Annotated in this window: 17 protein-coding genes; 4 read left to right on the forward strand and 13 right to left on the reverse strand. The window is 58.6% G+C overall.

Annotated elements, in window-relative coordinates; translation table 11 throughout:
- Window positions 1-16: 16 nt before the first annotated feature.
- From ACYZUD_RS17885 to rplM, 6 genes are all read right to left on the reverse strand, one after another.
- Complete coding sequence (locus tag ACYZUD_RS17885; protein WP_008155978.1) at window positions 17-634, reverse strand: glutathione S-transferase N-terminal domain-containing protein; 618 nt, start codon at window positions 632-634, stop codon at window positions 17-19.
- Window positions 635-782: 148 nt separating this feature from the next.
- Window positions 783-1,565: a cytochrome c1 gene (locus ACYZUD_RS17890; protein ID WP_462019489.1), complete on the reverse strand. Its 783-nt coding sequence runs from the start codon at window positions 1,563-1,565 to the stop codon at window positions 783-785.
- On the reverse strand, window positions 1,565-2,776 hold the full coding sequence (locus tag ACYZUD_RS17895) for a cytochrome b (RefSeq protein WP_462019490.1): 1,212 nt from the start codon (window positions 2,774-2,776) through the stop codon (window positions 1,565-1,567). The genes ACYZUD_RS17890 and ACYZUD_RS17895 overlap by 1 nt, the downstream gene beginning before the upstream one ends.
- On the reverse strand, window positions 2,776-3,369 hold the full coding sequence (gene petA / locus ACYZUD_RS17900; protein WP_007905300.1) for a ubiquinol-cytochrome c reductase iron-sulfur subunit: 594 nt from the start codon (window positions 3,367-3,369) through the stop codon (window positions 2,776-2,778). The genes ACYZUD_RS17895 and petA overlap by 1 nt, the downstream gene beginning before the upstream one ends.
- Before the next feature lie 267 nt (window positions 3,370-3,636).
- Window positions 3,637-4,029 carry a 30S ribosomal protein S9 gene (rpsI, locus tag ACYZUD_RS17905; protein WP_003205364.1) on the reverse strand — a complete coding sequence of 131 codons (393 nt, stop codon included), beginning with the start codon at window positions 4,027-4,029 and terminating at the stop codon, window positions 3,637-3,639.
- 14 nt (window positions 4,030-4,043) lie between these two features.
- Window positions 4,044-4,472, reverse strand: coding sequence for a 50S ribosomal protein L13 (rplM, locus tag ACYZUD_RS17910; RefSeq protein ID WP_007905295.1), 429 nt, complete (start codon window positions 4,470-4,472; stop codon window positions 4,044-4,046).
- Window positions 4,473-4,717: 245 nt separating this feature from the next.
- Between rplM and ACYZUD_RS17915 the strand changes: the two genes are divergently transcribed.
- A complete protein-coding gene (locus tag ACYZUD_RS17915) occupies window positions 4,718-5,758 on the forward strand; it encodes an NADP(H)-dependent aldo-keto reductase (protein ID WP_462019491.1) in 1,041 nt (346 codons plus the stop codon).
- Window positions 5,759-5,891: 133 nt separating this feature from the next.
- On the opposite strand, the gene ACYZUD_RS17920 is transcribed toward ACYZUD_RS17915, so the two are convergent.
- Window positions 5,892-7,028: an acyl-CoA dehydrogenase family protein gene (locus tag ACYZUD_RS17920; RefSeq protein WP_462019492.1), complete on the reverse strand. Its 1,137-nt coding sequence runs from the start codon at window positions 7,026-7,028 to the stop codon at window positions 5,892-5,894.
- Between the two features lie 244 nt (window positions 7,029-7,272).
- On the opposite strand from ACYZUD_RS17920, the gene ACYZUD_RS17925 reads away from it, so the two are divergent.
- A complete protein-coding gene (locus ACYZUD_RS17925) occupies window positions 7,273-8,169 on the forward strand; it encodes a GlxA family transcriptional regulator (RefSeq protein WP_462025062.1) in 897 nt (298 codons plus the stop codon).
- Window positions 8,170-8,353: 184 nt separating this feature from the next.
- On the opposite strand, the gene zapE is transcribed toward ACYZUD_RS17925, so the two are convergent.
- From zapE to ACYZUD_RS17940, 3 genes are all read right to left on the reverse strand, one after another.
- On the reverse strand, window positions 8,354-9,448 hold the full coding sequence (gene zapE / locus ACYZUD_RS17930; RefSeq protein ID WP_462019493.1) for a cell division protein ZapE: 1,095 nt from the start codon (window positions 9,446-9,448) through the stop codon (window positions 8,354-8,356).
- A 90-nt stretch (window positions 9,449-9,538) separates the two neighbouring features.
- Window positions 9,539-10,894, reverse strand: a complete 1,356-nt coding sequence (locus ACYZUD_RS17935) for a tryptophan--tRNA ligase (RefSeq protein ID WP_462019494.1) — start codon at window positions 10,892-10,894, stop codon at window positions 9,539-9,541.
- A gap of 24 nt (window positions 10,895-10,918) precedes the next feature.
- Window positions 10,919-11,548, reverse strand: coding sequence for an alpha/beta hydrolase (locus tag ACYZUD_RS17940; RefSeq protein WP_462025063.1), 630 nt, complete (start codon window positions 11,546-11,548; stop codon window positions 10,919-10,921).
- Between the two features lie 144 nt (window positions 11,549-11,692).
- On the opposite strand from ACYZUD_RS17940, the gene ACYZUD_RS17945 reads away from it, so the two are divergent.
- The gene (locus ACYZUD_RS17945) at window positions 11,693-12,127 is read left to right on the forward strand and encodes a Z-ring associated ZapG family protein (protein ID WP_403107237.1); all 435 of its coding nucleotides are present in this window, start codon (window positions 11,693-11,695) and stop codon (window positions 12,125-12,127) included.
- A gap of 129 nt (window positions 12,128-12,256) precedes the next feature.
- Here the strand turns inward: ACYZUD_RS17945 and ACYZUD_RS17950 are convergent, their stop codons facing one another.
- Window positions 12,257-12,985: an OmpA family protein gene (locus tag ACYZUD_RS17950; protein WP_462019496.1), complete on the reverse strand. Its 729-nt coding sequence runs from the start codon at window positions 12,983-12,985 to the stop codon at window positions 12,257-12,259.
- Window positions 12,986-13,099: 114 nt separating this feature from the next.
- Window positions 13,100-13,744 carry an MBL fold metallo-hydrolase gene (locus ACYZUD_RS17955; RefSeq protein WP_462019497.1) on the reverse strand — a complete coding sequence of 215 codons (645 nt, stop codon included), beginning with the start codon at window positions 13,742-13,744 and terminating at the stop codon, window positions 13,100-13,102.
- Window positions 13,745-13,958: 214 nt separating this feature from the next.
- Here ACYZUD_RS17955 and ACYZUD_RS17960 point away from each other — a divergent pair, with 214 nt between their 5' ends.
- Complete coding sequence (locus tag ACYZUD_RS17960) at window positions 13,959-17,612, forward strand: M10 family metallopeptidase C-terminal domain-containing protein (protein WP_462019498.1); 3,654 nt, start codon at window positions 13,959-13,961, stop codon at window positions 17,610-17,612.
- A 70-nt stretch (window positions 17,613-17,682) separates the two neighbouring features.
- On the opposite strand, the gene ACYZUD_RS17965 is transcribed toward ACYZUD_RS17960, so the two are convergent.
- Window positions 17,683-20,421: a LuxR C-terminal-related transcriptional regulator gene (locus ACYZUD_RS17965; RefSeq protein ID WP_462019499.1), complete on the reverse strand. Its 2,739-nt coding sequence runs from the start codon at window positions 20,419-20,421 to the stop codon at window positions 17,683-17,685.
- Window positions 20,422-20,606: the final 185 nt, after the last annotated feature.

Here is a 20,606-nt window from a genome sequence, read left to right on the forward strand (position 1 = left end):
AGCGGCTCCTTAAGCCTTAGCGCATATCGCGTTCGACACCAGACAGACTCGCCTGGAAAGCCTCACGCGCAAACGAGCGCTCCATATAATCAAGCAGCGGCTTGGCAGGCCGCGGCAGTTCAATACCCAGAATCGGCAATCGCCACAGTATTGGCAATAGGCAGCAATCCACCAGACTTTGTTCCTCACTGAGGAAAAACGGCTTGTCGGCGAACAACGGCGACACGCCAGTCAGGCTTTCGCGCAGCTCTTTACGAGCCACGACACGGGCTGCTTCCTTGGACCGGGAATCCAGGATCAGATCCACCAGGCCACACCAGTCACGCTGAATACGATGAATCAGCAGACGACTGTTGGCACGCGCCACTGGATAAACCGGCAGTAAAGGCGGGTGCGGGTAACGCTCATCCAGATATTCCATCACCACGGTCGACTCCCACAGCGCCAGGTCACGATCGACCAGGGTGGGCAGACTTCCGTAAGGGTTCACTTCAATCAGTTTAGGCGGCTGGCGACCAGCTTCCACGTAAATGATCTCGGCGCTGACACCCTTCTCTGCAAGCACGATGCGCACTCGGTGGGAATAGTGGTCGGCGGGGTCGGAGTAACAGGCCAACCGATTGGTCACGCCCATGGCGGTCCTCCTCGCTTGTTGAAATTATCGGAAACGGAAAAACGCGCGCGCCCAGAGGACGCCTCTCGTAACGCCTGGATCACCAGGCTCGTTACACCTTCAGAGACGCCCTTGGGCGCGCGCGATTGACAGCAATTTTACAGCTTTATCAATGGACGTCTTTCCAGTATTCGCGTTTAAGCAAGTAAGCGAATACGAAGAAGAACGCCAGGTACAGCAACACATAGGTACCGATGCGCTGATGCTGCAGCTTCACCGGGTTGGCCGAGTAGGCCAGGAAGGTCACCAGGTTCTTGACCTTCTCGTCGAACTGCTCTTCGTTCAGCGTGCCGGTTTTTGGCAGCACGGTCAGCTGGTCGCACGCCTCATGAGTCAGAGCCGTACCGGTCAGCGGATCGTATTGCTTCTTACCGTCTTCGACGATTTGAACTTGTTTACAGCCTACCACCTGACGACCCTGCAGGCCGACCAGAACGTTAGGCATCCCGACGTTCGGGAACACCTTGTTGTTCACGCCCCAAGGACGCGACGGGTCTTCATAGAACGAACGCAGGTAACCGTAGAGCCAGTCAGTACCACGAACGCGAGCCACCAGGGTCAGGTCGGGCGGAGCCGCACCGAACCAGGTCTTGGCGTCTGCCGGCTGCATGCCGATGTTCATGTGGTCGCCAATCTTGGCGCCGGTAAACACCAGTTTCGACAGCATGAGATCGTGAGGAATGCCCAGATCATCGGCTACACGCTCGTAACGCTGGAACTTGGCGCTGTGGCAACCCATGCAGTAGTTGGCGAACGTACGTGCGCCATCCTGCATGGCAGCCTTGTCGGAAACGTCGATGTCGACTTTTTCCAGCTCGGGACCACCGTGTTCAGCCGCGAAGGACAGTACAGGCATGGCAGCAAGAATCAGTACAGCAAATAGCTTTTTCATCAGCCAGTCACCCTTTCCGGAACCGGTTTTGTCTTCTCGAGCCTGGTGTAGAACGGCATCAGAATGAAGTAGGCGAAGTACAGGAAGGTACAGATCTGCGACAGCAGCGTACGGCCTGGAGTCGGAGCCAGAACACCCAACACACCCAGGATCACGAACGAGATGCAGAACACCCAGAGCCAGATCTTGCTCAGCCAGCCTTTGTAACGCATCGACTTGACCGGACTACGGTCCAGCCACGGCAGGACGAACAGCACAGCGATGGCCGCGCCCATGGCGATAACGCCCAGGAGCTTGTCCGGAACCGCCCGCAGAATCGCGTAGAACGGCGTGAAGTACCAGACCGGAGCAATGTGCTCTGGAGTCTTGAAGGCGTTCGCCACTTCAAAGTTCGGCTTCTCGAGGAAGTAACCGCCCATTTCCGGGAAGAAGAACACGATCGAGCAGAAGATGAACAGGAACACCACCACGCCGACGATATCTTTCACGGTGTAGTACGGGTGGAAGGCAATGCCGTCCAGCGGTACACCGTTTTCGTCTTTGTGTTTCTTGATGTCCACGCCGTCCGGGTTGTTCGAACCGACTTCGTGCAGCGCCAGAACGTGCAGCACCACCAGACCGAGAATCACGATCGGCAACGCGACAACGTGCAAGGCGAAGAAGCGGTTCAGGGTAATACCGGAAATCAGGTAGTCACCACGGATCCACTGAGTCAGGTCGTTACCGATAACCGGGATCGCACCGAACAGCGAGATGATCACCTGGGCTCCCCAGTAGGACATCTGGCCCCACGGCAGCAGGTAACCCATGAACGCTTCAGCCATCAGCGCCAGGTAGATCAGCATGCCGAAGACCCACACCAGCTCACGCGGCTTCTGGTACGAACCGTAGAGCAAGCCACGGAACATGTGCAGATAGACCACGATGAAGAACGCCGAAGCGCCGGTGGAGTGCAGCAGACGCAGGATCGAGCCGTACTCGACGTCGCGCATGATGTATTCGACGGAAGCAAACGCTTCTTCCGCCGACGGGGTGTAGCTCATGGTCAGCCAGACACCGGTGACGATCTGGTTAACCAGAACGAGCAGTGCCAGGGAGCCAAAGAAATAGAAGAAGTTGAAGTTCTTCGGGGCGTAGTACTTGCTGAGATGGTCTTCCCACATTTTGGTCGCGGGAAAGCGCGCATCAACCCAATCCATGAACTTGCTCATCACGCTTTCTCCGTATCGACGCCAATGACAATGATGTCATCGGTCTCATAGGAATGCGGGGGAACTGGCAGGTTCAAAGGCGCAGGTTGCGACTTGTAGACGCGACCAGCCAGATCGTAATGGGAACCGTGGCAAGGGCAGAAATAGCCACCTACCCAATCCTTGCCCAGATCCGCAGGTGCCACTTCTGGACGGAAGGTCGGCGAGCAACCCAGGTGCGTGCAAATACCGATCAGCAGCAGAACCTCTGGCTTGATCGAACGCGTTTCCGGGTCGACATAAGTCGGTTGTGTCGAGTTCTTGGAGGTCGGGTCAGACAACTGGCCCTCGATCTTTTTCAGATTCCCCAGGATTTCCTCGGTACGGCGGACAATGAACACCGGCTGACCTCGCCACTCAGCAATCATCTGCTGGCCTGGCTCGATTTTGCTGACATTCACTTTCACCGGTGCACCTGCGGCTTTCGCCTTGGCACTGGGAAACCATGACCCCACGAACGGGACCGCAGCCCCCACCGCTCCTGCAGCACCCACCACGGATGTGGCTGCTACCAAGAAGCGACGCCGGCCTGCATTCACGCCGTCATTGCTCATTCAGTCCTCTCCCATCAGCTTTGTGGCCTGTTAAATCAGGCATCTACTAAGTAAAAATCTGAACTTATAAAAATTTTGCCGAATGGTAATGAAAAGCCCCAATTCTGACAAGGTAATTACCGAGGGGCTCCACTGCCAAGCCTTGCAGTATAGGGCCTCTACGGATGTGGCAAGTTGTCACAGAGCAATTCCCTGATAAATCGCGCCCATAAAAAAACGCCCAGCTTCGCGAGGAAACTGGGCGTTCTTTTTGAACGCGAAAGCGAATTAACGCTTCGAGTACTGCGGACGCTTACGCGCTTTACGCAGACCAACTTTCTTACGTTCAACTTCACGTGCGTCACGGGTTACGAAGCCGGCTTTGCGCAGAGCACCGCGCAGAGTTTCGTCGTAGTCCATCAGAGCGCGAGTGATACCGTGGCGGATTGCGCCAGCTTGACCACTTACACCACCGCCGATCACGGTGACGTAGATGTCGAACTTCTCGACAGTCTCAGTCAATTCCAGCGGCTGACGAACTACCATGCGGGCAGTTTCGCGGCCGAAGAAATTATCCAGCGAACGGTTGTTGATGGAGATGTTACCAGTGCCCGGACGCAGGAAAACGCGTGCGGTTGCGGTCTTGCGACGGCCAGTGCCGTAATTTTGAGTCGCCGACATAATGAACTATTCCGTTAAAACTTCAGTTCTTGGGGCTGCTGAGCAGTATGAGGGTGTACAGCGCCCGCATAGACTTTCAGCTTACGATACATGTCGCGACCCAGCGGGTTCTTAGGCAGCATGCCTTTGACCGCGGTCTCGATCACGCGCTCAGGGGCTTTAGCGATCAGCTTTTCGAAGTTGATCGACTTGATGCCGCCCGGGAAACCGGAGTGGGAGTAGTAGATTTTGTCGGTGGTTTTAGCACCGGTTACACGAATCTGCTCGGCATTGATAACGACGATGTAATCGCCAGTGTCAACGTGAGGAGTGTACTCAGCTTTATGCTTGCCACGCAGACGGCTCGCGATTTCGGTGGCCAGACGACCCAGGGTCTGACCTGCAGCGTCGACGACAAACCAGTCGCGCTGTACTGTTTCCGGTTTAGCAGTAAAAGTTTTCATTCTTTATAGCCTCAGGGGCCGCCCTGTAAATTAGACGGCGGATCTTACTGAATAGTGCGTACTTTGACAAGTCAAAGGCAGCCGGATACAGACGCTTTCGGGGGCTCGGGTCGGCGCGTCCGTTCAACGGCAAGATTCTTCGGCGGCGGCGCATCACTTCCACTGCAGAAAGAGGTGCGCAATTATGCAGATTGCGAAAAATAATTCAACCTGCTTTTATGATTGTTTTGCCCAAGGAGCACCCGATGGACTATCGCCAGCTAGGCCGAACCAATCTGAACGTGAGTGCAATCTGCCTCGGAACCATGACCTGGGGCGAGCAAAACAGCGAAGCTGAAGCCTTCGCCCAGATTGAACGGGCCAAAGGCGCCGGGATCAATTTCATCGACACCGCCGAGATGTATCCGGTACCACCCAAGGCCGAAACCTACGCCACCACCGAACGCTACATCGGTAATTACTTCAAAAGTCGCGGTGATCGCGCCGACTGGATCCTGGCCAGCAAGATCGCCGGCCCCGGTAACACCATCGACTACATCCGCGACAAAAACCTGCGGCACAACCGCCAGCACATCACCGAAGCCGTGGACGCCAGCCTCAAGCGCCTGCAGACCGACTACATCGACCTCTATCAGCTGCACTGGCCGGAGCGCAGCACCAATTTCTTCGGTCAGCTGGGCTACAAGCACAAGAGCGAAGCCAACCTCACCCCGCTGGAGGACACCCTCGAAGCGCTGGACGAGCAAGTCAAGGCCGGCAAGATCCGCCACATCGGCCTGTCCAATGAAACGCCGTGGGGCACCATGCGCTTCCTGGCCCTGGCCGAAGCCCGTGGCTGGCCGCGCGCGGTGTCGATCCAGAACCCCTACAACCTGCTCAACCGCAGCTTCGAAGTCGGCCTGGCGGAAATCGCCATTCGCGAACAGTGTGGCCTGCTCGCCTATTCGCCGCTGGCATTCGGCTTCCTGTCGGGCAAGTACGAAGGTGGCGCACGTCCGCCGAAAGGTCGCCTGAGTCTCTACAGCCGCTTCAGCCGCTATTTCAATCCGCAGTCGGAAGCCGCGTGCAGTCGTTATGTGGCTCTGGCCCGCGAACACGGCCTGGATCCGGCTCAGATGGCATTGGCGTTTGTCACGCAACAGCCGTTCGTGACCAGCAACATCATCGGCGCGACGACGCTGGAACAACTGGACAGCAACATTGCCAGCTTCGAACTGAAACTTTCCGATGAAGTGCTGGCGGGGATTGAGGCGATTCACAAGGATCATCCGAATCCAGCGCCTTGATTGATCTTTAGATCCATTCGCAAGCAGGCTCGCTCCCACAAGGATTCGGTGTCGATCACAACAGGGTGATCAGTTGCAGATCCAGTGTGGGAGCGAGCCTGCTCGCGATGGCGGTCTGCCAGTCACGGCGCCATCAAAGCGACCGCGCAATAATCTCCTTCATGATTTCGTTAGTCCCGGCATAGATCCGCTGCACCCGCGCATCCGCCCACGCCCGGGCGATCGGGTATTCCCACATGAACCCGTAGCCACCATGCAACTGCACGCACTCGTCGAGCACCTTGCACTGCAGGTCCGTGCCCCAATACTTGGCCATCGCCGCCGTCGGAACGTCGAGCTTGCCTTGCAGATGCAGTTCCAGACATTTATCGACGAAGACCCGACCGATTTGAATCTCGGTCGCCATCTCCGCCAGTTTGAATCGGGTGTTCTGGAAGTCGGCGATGGCCTTGCCGAACGCCTTGCGCTCGCGGGTGTAATCCAGCGTCCATTGCAGTGCGGCTTCGGCCGATGCCAGGCCACCAACGGCGACGGTGAGACGCTCTTGCGGCAACTCTTGCATCAGATAAGCGAAACCCATCCCCGCCTGCCCCAAGAGGTTTTCCTTGGGCACCCGAACGTCCTGGAAGAACAATTCCGACGTGTCCTGGGCTTTCATGCCGACCTTTTCCAGGCGCTTGCCCTTGGCGAAGCCCGGAGTGTTGGCCTCCACCAGAAACAGACTGGTGCCTTTCGCGCCGGCCTTCGGATCAGTCTTGGCCACGACAATCACCAGGTCAGCGAGAAAACCGTTAGTGATGAACGTCTTGGAACCGTTGATCACATACTCGTCGCCATCGAGCACGGCGGTGGTTTTCACCCCTTGCAGATCGGAGCCGGCGCCCGGCTCGGTCATGGCAATGGCGGTGACCATCTCGCCGGACACCAGTTTTGGCAGGTATTTGTGTTTCAGCGCTTCACTGCCGTAATGCAGGATATAAGGCGCGACGATGTCCGAATGCAGGGAAAAACCGATACCGGTCAGGCCGAGACGACCCACCTCCTCGATCACCACGGCGCTGTAGAGAAAGTCCGCCCCCAACCCGCCGTACTCTTCCGGCAAGTGCGAACAGAGCATTCCCGCCTCCCCTGCCTTGTTCCAGAGTTTACGGTCGATGTAGCCTTGTTTTTCCCATTGCCCATGGAACGGCACGGCCTCTTTTTCGAGGAACGTTCGCACGCTGTCACGAAAAAGTTCGTGCTCGGAACTGAACAAGGTTCTGGGGATCATGCGGCACCTGTCGTTATTGTTAGAAGGAATTGACCTTCAGAGACTAAGCCCCGCTTCCGATACAGGACACTGGACACATCAGACAAAAAATAAGACGATCCAGCCGTCTGGTGACCACTTTCCCCTATAAGAATAAAGTTGAATTATGTCTATCCAAGTCTCCACGCCCTTGCGGCGCGTCAGCATCCTGGCTATCGACCGGGTTTTCGCTTCCACCCTCATGCAAGCCAAGGATTTCTTCCATCTGGCCAGCCTGCGTTACGGCAAACAGCTGGGCCAGGGCCTGACGCCCGCGTTCGAAACCCGGCTGGTCAGCCCCGACGGCAAACCGGTAAACAGCTTCAGTGATGTGATCATGCCGGTAGATGGCGGCCTGGAAAACGCCGACGTCATCATCCTCCCGGCGTTCTGGGACGATTTCGAAACCCTTTGCCAACGTTACCCACAAGTCCTGCCGTGGCTGCGCCAGCAACATGCGCGCGGCGCGGTACTGTGCGGCGAGGCCACCGGGGTGTTCTGGCTCGCCGAGGCCGGGTTGCTCGACGGCAAGGAAGCGACCACCTACTGGCGCTTCTTCAACGCCTTTGCCGAGCGTTTCCCGAAGGTACAGCTCAATCAGGACAAGCACCTGACCGACGCCGACAACCTGTATTGCGCCGGCGGTACAACCTCGGCGTGCGATCTCTACATCTACTTGATCGAGCGGTTCTGTGGCGCCAACGTGGCTCAGGCCGTGGCCCGCGACATTCTCTATGAAGTGCAACGCAGCTACTCGCCGGGAAGAATCGGTTTCGGTGGCCAGAAACTGCACCAGGACGTGATCATCCTGCAGATCCAGCACTGGCTCGAAGAACACTTCGCCGACAAATTCCGCTTCGAAGACGTCGCCCGCGAACACGGCATGAGCATCCGCAACTTCATGCGCCGCTTCCAGACCGCCACCGGCGACAAGCCGCTGCATTACCTGCAACGCCTGCGTATCGAGACGGCCAAGGGCTTGCTGTCCGGCAGCCGCAAGAGCATCAAGACCATCAGCTATGAAGTCGGCTACGACGATGCGAGCTTCTTTGCGCGGCTGTTCCGCCAGCACACGGAGTTGTCGCCGAACCAGTATCGGCAGCAGTTTCAGCAGGCAGCTTAAAGGCTAGACACAAATCCAATGTGGGAGCGAGCCTGCTCGCGATAGCGGCTGTACATCCAACAATGATGTGACTGACATACCGCTATCGCGAGCAGGCTCGCTCCCACAGGGATTGTACGGAGCCAAACAGCGCGCACAAAAAAAGGGCCTGCGTTGCAGGCCCTTTTTTATTTTCCGAACCGTCCTACGGCTTGTGCGCCCGGGACAGGAATTCGTGGGACTGCATTTCCAGCAGACGGCTGAGGGTGCGCTGGAACTCGAAGTTCAGGCGACCGCCGGTATAGAGGTCTTTGAGCTCGACTTCAGCAGAAATGATCAGCTTCACGTTACGGTCGTAGAACTCGTCGACCATGTTGATAAAGCGTCGGGCGATGTCGTCGGTGGTGACACTCATCTGCTCGACACCACTGAGCAACACGGCGTGGAAGATCTTGCCCAGCTCGATGTAATCGTTCTGGCTGCGCGGGCCGTCGCACAGTTCGCGGAAGTCGAACCAGGCCACGTCATCGCACGTGCGCAAGGCGCGGATTTCGCGGTTCTCGATCATCAGTACGTCGTTCTCGATGGCTGCCGTGCATTCCGGCGTCAGGGCGCGGAAGCTCTTGCGCAGGCTTTCTTGGGACGCTTCATCCAGCGGGAAGTGGAACAGCTCTGCTTGCTCGAGGTGACGCAGACGGTAGTCGACGCCGCTGTCGACGTTGACGATCTCGGTGTTCTGCTTGATCAGCGCAATGGCCGGCAGGAAACGTGCGCGTTGCAGGCCGTCCTTGTACAGACCGTCCGGCACGATGTTCGAGGTCGCAACCAGGGTCACGCCGTTCTTGAACAACTCTTCCATCAGCGTGCCGAGGATCATCGCGTCAGTGATGTCGGACACGAAGAATTCATCGAAACAAATCACCCGGGCTTCGTCAGAGAAGCGCTTGGCGATAATGGTCAGCGGGTTTTTCTCGCCGCCGAGGGTCTTCATCTCTTCGTGCACGCGCTTCATGAAGCGGTGGAAGTGAGTCCGGACCTTTTCCTTGAACGGCAGCGCTTCGAAGAAGGTGTCGACCAGGTAAGTCTTGCCGCGACCCACGCCGCCCCAGAAATACAGGCCCTTGACCGGCGTCTGGTCTTTCTTGCCAAACAGTTTGCCGAACAGACCCGGCTTGCTGTTCGACGCAGCGACCAAGTCGTCGTACAGGCGCTGCAAATGGCGCACCGCAGTTTCCTGCGCAGCGTCATGGAAGAATTCCGGGCGTTTCAGATCAGCTTGATATCGTTCTAGGGGCGTCATAATTCGTTAGCAAGGCAACAAAAACGGGCCGTCACTGTAGCGACGGCCCGTGGGAATGGCAATCGGCCCTTGGTCGGACCGAGCCGCTGATTATTCCTGAACCGGCGTCAGAGCAATCCGCAGTGCGTCGATGGCGACGTCGCGAGCGGCGCTGTCGGCGAAGGCCGGGCTGTCGGCAACACACTCGCCTTCGAGCCAGACGCTGAAGCTCAGGTCTTCGCTACGCACGTCCAGAGGCTGGCCCGCTTGCAGCTGCTTGGTCACCTGGCCGGCGGTTTTACCGTCGGCAAAGTTGCGCGACAGCAGCAGTTGCTCGCCATCGGCCGCCAGCAGACGGAAGCGGAAACTGCCGTCGTCTTCGCGGAAGCTGACGAAACGCGCGGCTTTCGCGGCTTTCTTTTTGGTAGTGGCAGCAACCTGGGTCTGAGCCACAAAAGAGCGCAGGCCAACCGCTTCACGCAGTTCATGGAGGAACGGCGTCGCCACCGAACGGGCCTTTTTGGCGCCGGTCTGCAGGATGTCTTCGAGATCCGCCGGGCGTTCGATCAACTGGTGATAACGCTCGCGGGATTCGCCCAACTCGTTGTCCAGCAATTGGAACAGACGATTCTTCGCCTCGCCCCAACCCAGGCCCTGCAACAGTTCGCTGCGGAATTCGTCGGACTGCGCCGGGGTAGCGAACGCCTGGAACAAGGTGAACAGGTGCGAGTTGTCCGGATCTTTCGCTTCGCCCGGCGCGCGGGAGTCGGTGACGATCCGCGAGATCGCGTCCTTCATCTCTTTGGCGCTGCTGAACAACGGGATGGTGTTGTCGTAGCTCTTCGACATCTTGCGACCGTCGAGGCCTGGCAGCGTAGCGACGCTTTCCTCGATCAGCGCCTCGGGCATGGTGAAGAACTCTTTGCCCTGACCGAACAGATGGTTGAAGCGCTGGCCGATGTCCCGGGCCATTTCGACGTGCTGGATCTGGTCACGACCGACCGGGACCTTGTGAGCGTTGAACATCAGAATGTCCGCTGCCATCAGTACCGGGTAGCTGTACAAACCCATGGAGATGCCGGCATCCGGGTCTTCGCCGGTTTCGACGTTCTTGTCCACCGAGGCCTTGTAGGCGTGGGCACGGTTGAGCAGGCCCTTGGCGGCAACGCAGGTCAGCAGCCAGGTCAGCTCGGGGATTTCCGGGATGTCGGACTGGCGATAAAAGGTTACTCGGTCCACATCCAGGCCACCGGCCAGCCAGGTCGCGGCGATTTCCAGACGCGAGCGCTGGATGCGCAGCGGGTCATCGCATTTGATCAGGGCGTGGTAGTCGGCCAGGAAGTAGAACGAATCGGCATTGCTGTCACGGCTGGCAAGGATCGCCGGGCGGATGGCGCCAGCGTAGTTGCCCAGGTGCGGCGTGCCGGTGGTGGTGATGCCGGTGAGGATACGGGTACGAGTCGTCATGGGTAATCGCTTGTCAGACTGCAATCAATTCGAAAGACGCGGCAGGATCAGATCCTTGAGATCGGTCAGCTTGCCATGAAAAAAGTGTCCGCATTCTGCCACTTTCAGCAGCTCATGGGGGCGATCGAGTTTCTCGGACCAGTCGTAGACAGCTTGTGGGTCGATGACTTCGTCGGTTTCTGGCTGGATCAGGGTCAGTTCGCCTTGCTGAGGCAGTTGATCCTGATCGCCCAGGCGCATGACCGCTGGTGCAACCATGAACAAATGCTTGAGCTGTTCGCCCTTGGCTTCCAGACGTCCGCCGAGACTTGCGGCCACAAAACCGCCGAAGGAGAAACCGAACAGGGTCAGCGGCAAGTCAGGATGTTTGGCCCGCAGCCATTCGGCGACCGCCTGCGCATCGTCGACTTCGCCCGTGGACATGTCGTGCGAGCCTTCGCTGGCACCGACGCCACGGTAGTTGAAGCGCGTGGTAATCAAACCGGCGTCGCGCGCGGTGCGCTGCAGGGTCGAGACGACTTTGTTGAGCATGGTGCCGCCCTGCACCGGGTTCGGATGGCAGATCAGCGCAATGCCGCGCGCCTGCTCGTTATCCAGGTAAAGGGCTTCCAGTTGGCCGACCGGGCCATCAATCACTACGGGGGTTTCGCGCATAAGCAAGGAAGGAACTCCGTGACCTCGAATCGGGTCGACTCGTCTAGCCAATTGTCTGTGCCAATCTATTGCGAGTGAATCGCGGTATACAGCGCAGGTTCGAGCCGTTAACGTAAAGCAAAGCCGTTTATAGAGGAAGGACTCGTGGAACACTCGCTCTTAGTTTGGTTGTTGCCGACTCTTGCCCTGGTTGTGGGTGTCGCCATTGGATTCCTGATCGCTCGCCTGGTGCCGAATGCCGCGCCTAGCAGCACGCAACGTCAGCTGGATGACATTCAGGAACGTTTTGACAGTTATCAGAACGAGGTGGTCACCCACTTCAACAGCACCGCAACGCTGGTCAAGAAACTGACTGCGAGCTATCAGGAAGTGCAGGATCATCTCGCCGAGGGCGCCAACCGTCTGGCCCTGGACGAGCAGACTCGTCAACGCTTGCTAGCCGCCCTGCACGCCGACGCGGCGCAGGCTCCGCGGGAACGCCTGACGCCGCCGCGCAATCAGGAACCGCCTCGCGACTACGCCCCCAAGGCCCCGAACGCGCCGGGCATGCTCGATGAGCATTACGGCCTGAAGAAGTAATCAGGTTTCGCGCGACATGAAAAAGCCCTCGAATCATTGCTGGTTCGAGGGCTTTTTTGTGGCTGATGGATTTAGGTTGCCTGATAGGGCCCTTTCGCGAGCAGGCTCGCTCCCACAGGTTTTGCGGTGTTACGGATACTGCTGAACGGTGCCTTGCTGCTGGCCACCATACTCTTGACCCGGAATCGCCTTCAGGTTGACCTCGACCCGGCGGTTCTGCGCCCGGCCATTGACGTCGCCGTTGCTGGCAATCGGGTTGTCCGGCCCGGCACCGCGAGCCGACAGGTTGGCGTTGCTGACACCTTGCGAGGTCAGGTAAGTCGCCACGCTCTGGGCGCGACGCTGGGACAGGTCCATGTTGTGCTGGCGGCTGCCGGTGCTGTCGGTGTAGCCGACGATCTCGATCTGGTTCTGGCTGAATTCCTTGAGCGACCCCGCCAGGTTGTTCAGCGGCTGATAGAAGCTCGAAGCGATATTCGCCGAATCGGTGGCGAACGTGATGTTCCCCGGCATGATCAGCTTGATCTGATCACCCTGGCGCTGCACTTCAACCCCGGTGTTGGCCATGCTGGCCCGCAGCTTTTTCTCCTGCTGGTCGGCGTAGTAACCGTAACCGGCAGCGGATGCACCCACCACGGCAGCGCCAATCAGTGCGCCCTTGCCACGGTTGTTGTGGTCGATGGCGGCACCGGCCAATGCACCGGCCAAAGCGCCGAGGCCACCGTACTTGGCGGTTTTGCTCATGCCCGTGGAGCCACCGTCGGCCTGGCCCTGGTTGTCGTAGGGGTTAGGCGAGGCACAGCCAGACAGCAAGGCCACAGCCGTAGCGACAATAATCAAACGCTGCTTGGTGAACATGAAGAGCTCCTACTTTTTGCATTCTGGGATGCAACGGACTAAGGCATTGGATCTTTGCGGGCGTTGGATCATTTCGGGCGACAAAAATTCCGTCGCGCCTGTAACAACTGCAGCTCACGCCCGCACAAAAGGGTTCTCGCGCATTTCGTCGCCCAAACGGGTATCCGGACCATGCCCGGTCACCACGGTCGCCTCTTCATCGAGGGTATACAGCCGCTGCTTGATTGAACGCACGATAGTCGCCTGATCGCCGCCCCACAAATCCGTGCGCCCTACCCCGCGACGAAACAGCGTGTCACCGGCAATCAACAGCTTGGCCTCTGAAAACCAAAAGCTCATGGACCCCGGCGTATGCCCCGGCGTGTGCAACGCCACACCACAACCGCAGGCCAGCTCTTCATCGTCGGCCAACCAGCGATCCGGCGACGGCACCGGCGTGTAGGGAACCCCGAACATCTGGCATTGCATCTCCAGGTTATCCCAGAGGAATTGATCTTCTTTGTGCAAGTGCAGGGTCGCGCCGGTTTTTTCCTTCAGCTGACCGGAGGCCAGGAAGTGATCGAGGTGCGCGTGGGTGTGGATGATGCTGACCACTTTCAAGCCCAGCGCATCGAGCCGCGCCAGGATCAATTCGTGATTGCCACCCGGATCGACCACGATGGCCTTTTTGGTGATCGGATCACCGATGATCGTGCAGTTGCACTGCAACGGGCCGACGGGGAAGGTTTCGCGGATCAGCGCGGGGCTTGGGGGATTCATGAGAAGTCCTGACGAGTCGATTTTGAACAGAATACCAGCCTGCTTTTCTTCAGGTTCAACAGGGCGCGCCGATACAGCAATGCTCGCCGGTTATTTGACGCCAACGGCATAAAAATAATGGCCATATGATATCAATTGGCGCTATTTCTGATGCAAAATCGCCTCCTTGTAGCGGCCACATATAGGACGGCCGCAGCCCTCTCAGGATATTCAGATGTCGACTCCTCTTGGTTACGTTTCAACACTCTCTGCTTCTTTGACTGGTAACCAACAGATCGACAGTCTGATCTACGGATCGTATTGGCTGAATTCCAGCCTGACCTATAGCTTCGCCAGTCCCGGCCGGTCGTTCTTCGCGTTCAACTACAGCTCCGAAAATGAGTATTTGAACAGTTATGCCCTGACCTTTGCCCAACAGGACGCCGTGAAAACTGCGCTGGGCACGTGGAGCGCCGTTGCCAATATAAAGTTCACTCAGGTCAGTGAAAGCGCCGTCAGCGCTGGCGACTTGCGATTCGGCGGCTATGCGGGAATGGACGACACAACCGCTGCCTGGGGCTACTTCCCCGACAGATCACCGGTGGGCGGGGATATATGGATCGGGCCGACGACGAATAACCCGACGCCCGTCAAAGGCACTTATGACTTCATGACGTTTGTGCATGAAATCGGTCATGCCCTGGGTCTCAAGCATCCATTCGAGGCAAGCCAATCCAACAGCACGGTACTCAATCCCGTGCTCGACGATTCGCATTTCACGGTCATGAGTTACCACAATGCGTATTCCTACCAACCGACTACGCCGATGCTGCTGGATATTCTTGCCATCCAGAAACTTTACGGCGCCAACATGCTTTGGCAAACCGGTGACAACGTTTATCGCTGGGCAGCAGATCAATCGGTGTTCCAGACCATCTGGGATGCGGGCGGCAACGATACGATCGATGGCAGCAACCAATTGGCAGCCGTTAGCCTGAACCTCAATGAGGGTGCGTTCAGCCAGATCGGCAAGGCATTCATCGATGGGGCCAATCAGACGCTCATCAATGACGGACTGGCGATTGCCTATGGCGCCAAAATCGAAAACGCCACAGGCTCGGCCTTTGACGATGTGCTGATCGGCAATGCGCTGAACAACGTGCTCAACGGCATGGGCGGTATTGACACCATGGACGGTGGCGCCGGAAACGACACTTATATTGTGGATAACGTTGGTGATGCCGTGATCGAAAGTAGCACGGCACTGACCGAGATCGACACGGTCATGGCGTCGAGCGATTTCACCCTGGGCAGCAACCTCGAGAACCTGACCCTCACCGGCACGGCCCACCTCAACGGTACCGGCAACGCCCTGAACAATGTGCTGATCGGCAACACCGGCAACAACATCCTCGACGGCGGCCTCGGCGCCGACACGATGATCGGCGGCACCGGCAATGACACCTACCTCGTCGACAATCTCAAGGACGTCGTCAGCGAAACCAGCACCCTGCTGACTGAAATCGACACCGTGGTCACTTCTCTGAGCTACACCCTCGGTGCCAACCTGGAAAACCTGACCCTCACCGGCAGCGACCACCTCAGCGGCACCGGCAACGCCCTCAACAACGTACTGACCGGCAACGACGGCAACAACCTGCTCAACGGCGGCCTCGGCATCGACACCCTGATCGGCGGTGGCGGCAATGACACCTATGTCCTCGATCAGGCTGCGGAACTGGCCCTGCTGCAAGAAGAGGCCGACAAGGGTCTCGACCTGTTGAACATCACCTACACCGCCACGACGCTGAACAGCATGATCGACCTGAGCCAGAGCAACCTGGCCAACGTCGAAAACGTCACCCTCACCGGCCTCGGTGCCTTCAACGTGATCGGCAACGAGCGCGACAACAGCCTGATCGGCAACGCCTACAACAACGCCCTGCAAGGCGGGGCCGGCAATGACCTGCTGGACGGCGGTCTGGGCGCCGACACCCTCAGTGGCGGCAGCGGTGATGATGTTTATATCGTCGACAACCTCACCGACAAGGTCATCGAACTGGCCGACGAAGGCCACGATCTGGTCAATACATCTATCAGCTACACCCTCGGCGCCAACCTCGAGGATGCTCGTCTGAATGGCATTGCAGCGCTCAATCTCACCGGCAACGAACTGAATAACACCCTCACCGGCAACGCCGCCGCCAACGTCCTCAATGGCGGCACGGGCGCGGACATTCTGATCGGCGGCACCGGCAACGATGTGTACGTGGTGGATCACGTCAATGACGTGGTCACGGAAACCAGTGCCCTGATCAGCGAAATCGACACCGTCCAGGCCTCGATCGACTACACCCTGGGCAGCAACCTCGAAAACCTGACCCTCACCGGCAGCGCCCACCTCAACGGCACCGGCAACGCCCTCAACAATGTGCTGATCGGCAACACCGGCAACAACATCCTCGACGGCGGCCTCGGCGCCGACACGATGATCGGCGGCACCGGCAACGACACCTACCTGGTCGACAACCTCAAGGACGTCGTCAGCGAGACCAGCACCCTGCTGACTGAAATCGACACCGTGGTCACTTCTCTGAGCTACACCCTCGGTGCCAACCTGGAAAACCTGACCCTCACCGGCAGCGACCACCTCAGCGCCACCGGCAACGCCCTGAATAACGTGCTGACCGGCAACGACGGCAACAACCTGCTCAACGGCGGCCTCGGCATCGACACCCTGATCGGCGGTGGTGGCAATGACACCTATGTCCTCGATCAGGCGGCCGAATTGGCGTTGTTGCAGGAAGACGCCAACAAAGGTCTCGACCTGCTGAACATCACCTACACCGCGACTGCGCTGAACAGCACGGTCGACCTGAGCCAGAGCAACCTGGTCAACGTCGAAAACGTCAGCGTCACCGGCCTCGGTGCCTTCAACGTGATCGGCAACGAGCGCGACAACAGCCTGATCGGCAACGCCGCCGCCAACGTTCTCAATGGCATGGCCGGTGCTGACGCCATGAACGGCGGCGCCGGTAACGACACCTACTTCGTCGACAATATCGGCGATAGCGTGATCGAAAGCGGCACGGCACTGAGCGAAATCGATACGGTCATGGCGTCGATCGACTACACCCTGGGCAGCAACCTCGAGAACCTGACCCTCACCGGCACGGTCAACCTCAACGCCACCGGCAACGCCCTGGCCAACCTGCTGATCGGCAACACCGGCAATAACGTGCTCGACGGCGGCCTCGGTGCTGACACGATGATCGGCGGCACCGGCAATGACACCTACTTCGTCGACAACCTCAAGGACGTCGTCAGCGAGACCAGCACCCTGCTGACTGAAATCGACACCGTGGTCACTTCGCTCAGCTACACCCTCGGCGCCAACCTGGAAAACCTGACCCTCACCGGCAGCGACCACCTCAGCGGCACCGGCAACACCCTCAACAACGTATTGACCGGTAACGATGGCAACAACTCGCTCAATGGCGGTGCCGGGAACGACCTGCTGGACGGCGGTGCCGGTAATGACACACTGATCGGCGGACTGGGTACCGACACATTGACCGGTGGCGCGGGCGCTGATCTGTTTGTGTTCAACGCACTGTACGAACTGGGTATAGGCGGCTTTAGCGACATCATCACCGACTTCAGCACCCTGGACGGCGATAAAATCGACCTCTCGAAATTCGATGCCAATCTCTTGAGTGCCGGGATCAACAAGTTCAGTTTCATCGACTCGAACGACTTCACGGCGGCAGGACAGTTGCGTTTCGTCGACCATGTGCTGTATGGCAACGTCAATGGTGACCTGGGCGCGGACTTCGAAATCCAGTTGGTGGGCGTCAACAGCTTCAGCTCCAATGAGCTGGTAGCGTGACAACAACGCAATAAAAAACGCCCCGACTGGTTCGGGGCGTTTTACTTCGGTGGGTACACTCGAACTGCAGCTATCCCAACACCCCTAACTCCTTCGCCCGCGCCACCGCTTGTGTGCGCCGCTCAACCCCAAGTTTGCTGTTGATGTGACTGGCATGGGTTTTAACCGTGTGCAGGGAAATGAATAGCTGATCGCTGATTTCCTGGTTCGAGCAACCTTGGGCAATGAGTTTCAGAACGGCCAGTTCACGAGAGCTGAGCTGCTCGCACGCTGGCGAGGGTTCCAGGGCAATGCGCGCAGCGACGGCGGGCAGTCGTTCTGAAAGACTCTGCGAAATCGTCGCTCTCGCACAGTGCTGGAGCTGCTCACGCAGCCAGTCAGGATACTTTCGCAACAAGCCGTCGAAAGGCTGCAGCACGCCACCGCTGGCCGCCTCCAGTGACTGGGCGAAGGCTTGCCGGGCCTCGGGTTCACGATTGCAGGCGAGAAGGAGTTCGGCTTTCTGAGTCAGAGCCATCACGCTGAGCAACTGGCGACCCGTTTGCTGACCATGCTCAAGCAACGCATTCAATCGCCCCTCGGCCAGCATCGGTTGCCCCTGAATGACCTCCAGCAGGGCCTGCTGCAACTCGATATGCAGCGGCAGTTGCGGATGGAACTCCGGAGGCGCTGCCGCGTGCTCGCCGTTGTAGGTCTGACCCAATCGCGCCAGCCAGGCTTCCGCCAGATCGGTACGCCCCTGAGCCAGCCACAGCTCGCATTTCACCAGGGTGATCATCGCCAGATAGTAGATCGGCGGCACGTCCCAGATGTGCATCAGCCGTTCGGCTTCGGCGAGTTCGGCAAAGGCTTTGGCAAATTCACCGCTGCTGCCTTCAAGCCTGGCGATCACACAATGACCGATCAAAACGCTGATGTCGCGACAGGCGCGCGCTTCAGTCAAACCCGCCTGCAAGCGTGCGCGAGCGGTCTGTGGTTGCAGGCGCAGGGCCAGTAAAAATCCCTCGTACAAGGTCAGTCGCGCGCGCACCGCATAAAGCCGTTGCGGTGATAAGCCTTGCAGGCGTTGCAACCCCTGACGGACTTCATCCAGCGAGCGAAGGATTTCCCCCCGCGCTTGCAATACCCGAGCGCGGTCGTAATGGGCCAGCGCTTCAAACAATGGATTGCCGACCCGTTGCGCCAATTCCAGAGAGTCACGGTTCAAGCCGCGGGCGCGCCACAAGTCGCCGTCGGCAATGGCCAGATTGGACAGGGTTGAGAGGCACATCAGGCGCTGGCCGTAACGCTTGGCTGGCAGGCTCTCCAGCGCTTCGGTGCAATAGAGCAACGTCAGCTCGCGATTGCCGCGCCCACGGGCGATGATTCCGCTCAAGGCCAGCCATTGCGCAAGCATGGACTTCTGCGCCGTGGCCGACGGCGCTGGCAGGAAGCGGCTCAAATGACTGGCCAGTTCCTCGGCAGCGTCCAGCTGACAGGCCAGCCCCAACGCCCAGCTGTACAGCACAATCAGCCGTGGTGTGCTGATCAGCAGGCTGTCGGGCAAGTCCATTTTCCAGCGCAACAACATGCCGACGTTCTGTTCGGCCAGCAGTTGCTCCTCGGAGAGGTTCTGCACCAGGTTCGCCGCGACGTCCAAGTGCCCGGCGCGCAACGCCTGTTCCACCGCCTCATCGAGCAGCCCCTGGGCATTGAACCAGCGACAGGCACGCAAATGCAGGCTGGCTGCCGGCACCATCGCCTGAGAGGCAGGCCGGGTGCGCAACAGATCGGAAAACAGATGGTGATAGCGATACCAGTGGCCATGTTCGTCCAGCGGCACCAGGAACACCTGGTGAGCCAGCAGAAAACGCAGGATCTCGGCACTGTCATGGGCTTCGCGAACGGCATCGCACAGCTCGCTGCAAAAGCGTTCCTGGGGCGCCGTGTCGTACAGGAATGACTGCACTTCGGCGGGCAGACAATCGATGACCTCTTCAAGCAGGTAGTCGCGAATCAGCCCTTCCCCACCGTGCAACGACTGGGGTAACACGCCATCAGTGCCCGCTTCGGAGGCGGCCAACAGCCAGAAACGCAGGCCGGCGACCCAACCTTCGCTACGCTGGATCAGGTTTTCCAGCGCTTCGCCACGCAAGGAACTGCTGTGCCGATCGAGCAGGGTCAAGGCTTCATCGTGGGTCAGGCGCAAGTCCTGCTCATGTAACTCGAGCAGTTGCCGCGACAGCCGCAGACGGGCCAGATGCCAGTCCGGACGCTGTCGACTGGTGACCATCACCAACAAGCCATCGGGAAGATGATTGAGGAAAAATTGCAGGCAGCGGTCGAGAACCGGGCCTTGGGCAAGATGGTAGTCATCGAGTACGAGCAGCAGTGGCGACGTCGGCAACAAGTGCACGGCCAACTCATCGAGCAAACCGTCCAGCCACTCTTCGAAGGCAAACGGCTGATGCCGCTGACGCATTTTCAGCAACCCCAGAGACTGACGGCCCAGTTGCGGGAAATAGTCCTGAAGGCCTTCGAGCAACCGTTCGAGAAAACGCCCTGGATCGCTGTCTCGCGGACTCAACCCCAGCCAAAGGCTTTGCCAGTGCGCCGGCAGTCCCTGACAGAACTCCACCGCCAACGAACTTTTGCCAAACCCCGCCGGGGCGCTGACCAGCAGCAGCCTGCCACCGAGACCCGCACTCAGGCGCTCGCACAGACGAGGTCGCAGCACATGGCCATCAGGCAGCGGTGGCCGAAAAAAACGCCCGTCCATTGTCGCGACGGCGGCGCTTGCGGGGCCCGGGAGTGGGGACAGATCAGTCATGGCCGGCTCTTGTTTGAATTGCTGTTGGCGGCGTTGCAGATGTCCGCAGACTAGCGGTAAACGAAGAGGGAATGAAGGTTAATGCTACAAATGGCTACAAAAAGACTACGAACAAAGGATCGCAGCCTCGTTTCACTCGACAGCTCCTATATGACGGATCGAACTCATCTGTAGGAGCTGTCGAG

It is taken from the genome of Pseudomonas sp. XS1P51, assembly GCF_054897845.1.

Excerpts from the sequence above, each read along its gene's own strand:
- ACYZUD_RS17920 (WP_462019492.1), bottom strand. The coding sequence starts at position 7,028 with ATGATCCCCAGAACCTTGTTCAGTTCCGAGCACGAACTTTTTCGTGAC.
- ACYZUD_RS17955 (WP_462019497.1), bottom strand. The coding sequence starts at position 13,744 with ATGAATCCCCCAAGCCCCGCGCTGATCCGCGAAACCTTCCCCGTCGGC.
- ACYZUD_RS17940 (WP_462025063.1), bottom strand. The coding sequence starts at position 11,548 with ATGCGCGAAACCCCCGTAGTGATTGATGGCCCGGTCGGCCAACTGGAA.
- petA (WP_007905300.1), bottom strand. The coding sequence starts at position 3,369 with ATGAGCAATGACGGCGTGAATGCAGGCCGGCGTCGCTTCTTGGTAGCA.
- ACYZUD_RS17895 (WP_462019490.1), bottom strand. The coding sequence starts at position 2,776 with ATGAGCAAGTTCATGGATTGGGTTGATGCGCGCTTTCCCGCGACCAAA.
- rpsI (WP_003205364.1), bottom strand. The coding sequence starts at position 4,029 with ATGTCGGCGACTCAAAATTACGGCACTGGCCGTCGCAAGACCGCAACC.
- rplM (WP_007905295.1), bottom strand. The coding sequence starts at position 4,472 with ATGAAAACTTTTACTGCTAAACCGGAAACAGTACAGCGCGACTGGTTT.
- ACYZUD_RS17915 (WP_462019491.1), top strand. The coding sequence starts at position 4,718 with ATGGACTATCGCCAGCTAGGCCGAACCAATCTGAACGTGAGTGCAATC.
- zapE (WP_462019493.1), bottom strand. The coding sequence starts at position 9,448 with ATGACGCCCCTAGAACGATATCAAGCTGATCTGAAACGCCCGGAATTC.
- ACYZUD_RS17960 (WP_462019498.1), top strand. The coding sequence starts at position 13,959 with ATGTCGACTCCTCTTGGTTACGTTTCAACACTCTCTGCTTCTTTGACT.
- ACYZUD_RS17885 (WP_008155978.1), bottom strand. The coding sequence starts at position 634 with ATGGGCGTGACCAATCGGTTGGCCTGTTACTCCGACCCCGCCGACCAC.
- ACYZUD_RS17965 (WP_462019499.1), bottom strand. The coding sequence starts at position 20,421 with ATGACTGATCTGTCCCCACTCCCGGGCCCCGCAAGCGCCGCCGTCGCG.
- ACYZUD_RS17950 (WP_462019496.1), bottom strand. The coding sequence starts at position 12,985 with ATGTTCACCAAGCAGCGTTTGATTATTGTCGCTACGGCTGTGGCCTTG.
- ACYZUD_RS17935 (WP_462019494.1), bottom strand. The coding sequence starts at position 10,894 with ATGACGACTCGTACCCGTATCCTCACCGGCATCACCACCACCGGCACG.
- ACYZUD_RS17890 (WP_462019489.1), bottom strand. The coding sequence starts at position 1,565 with ATGAAAAAGCTATTTGCTGTACTGATTCTTGCTGCCATGCCTGTACTG.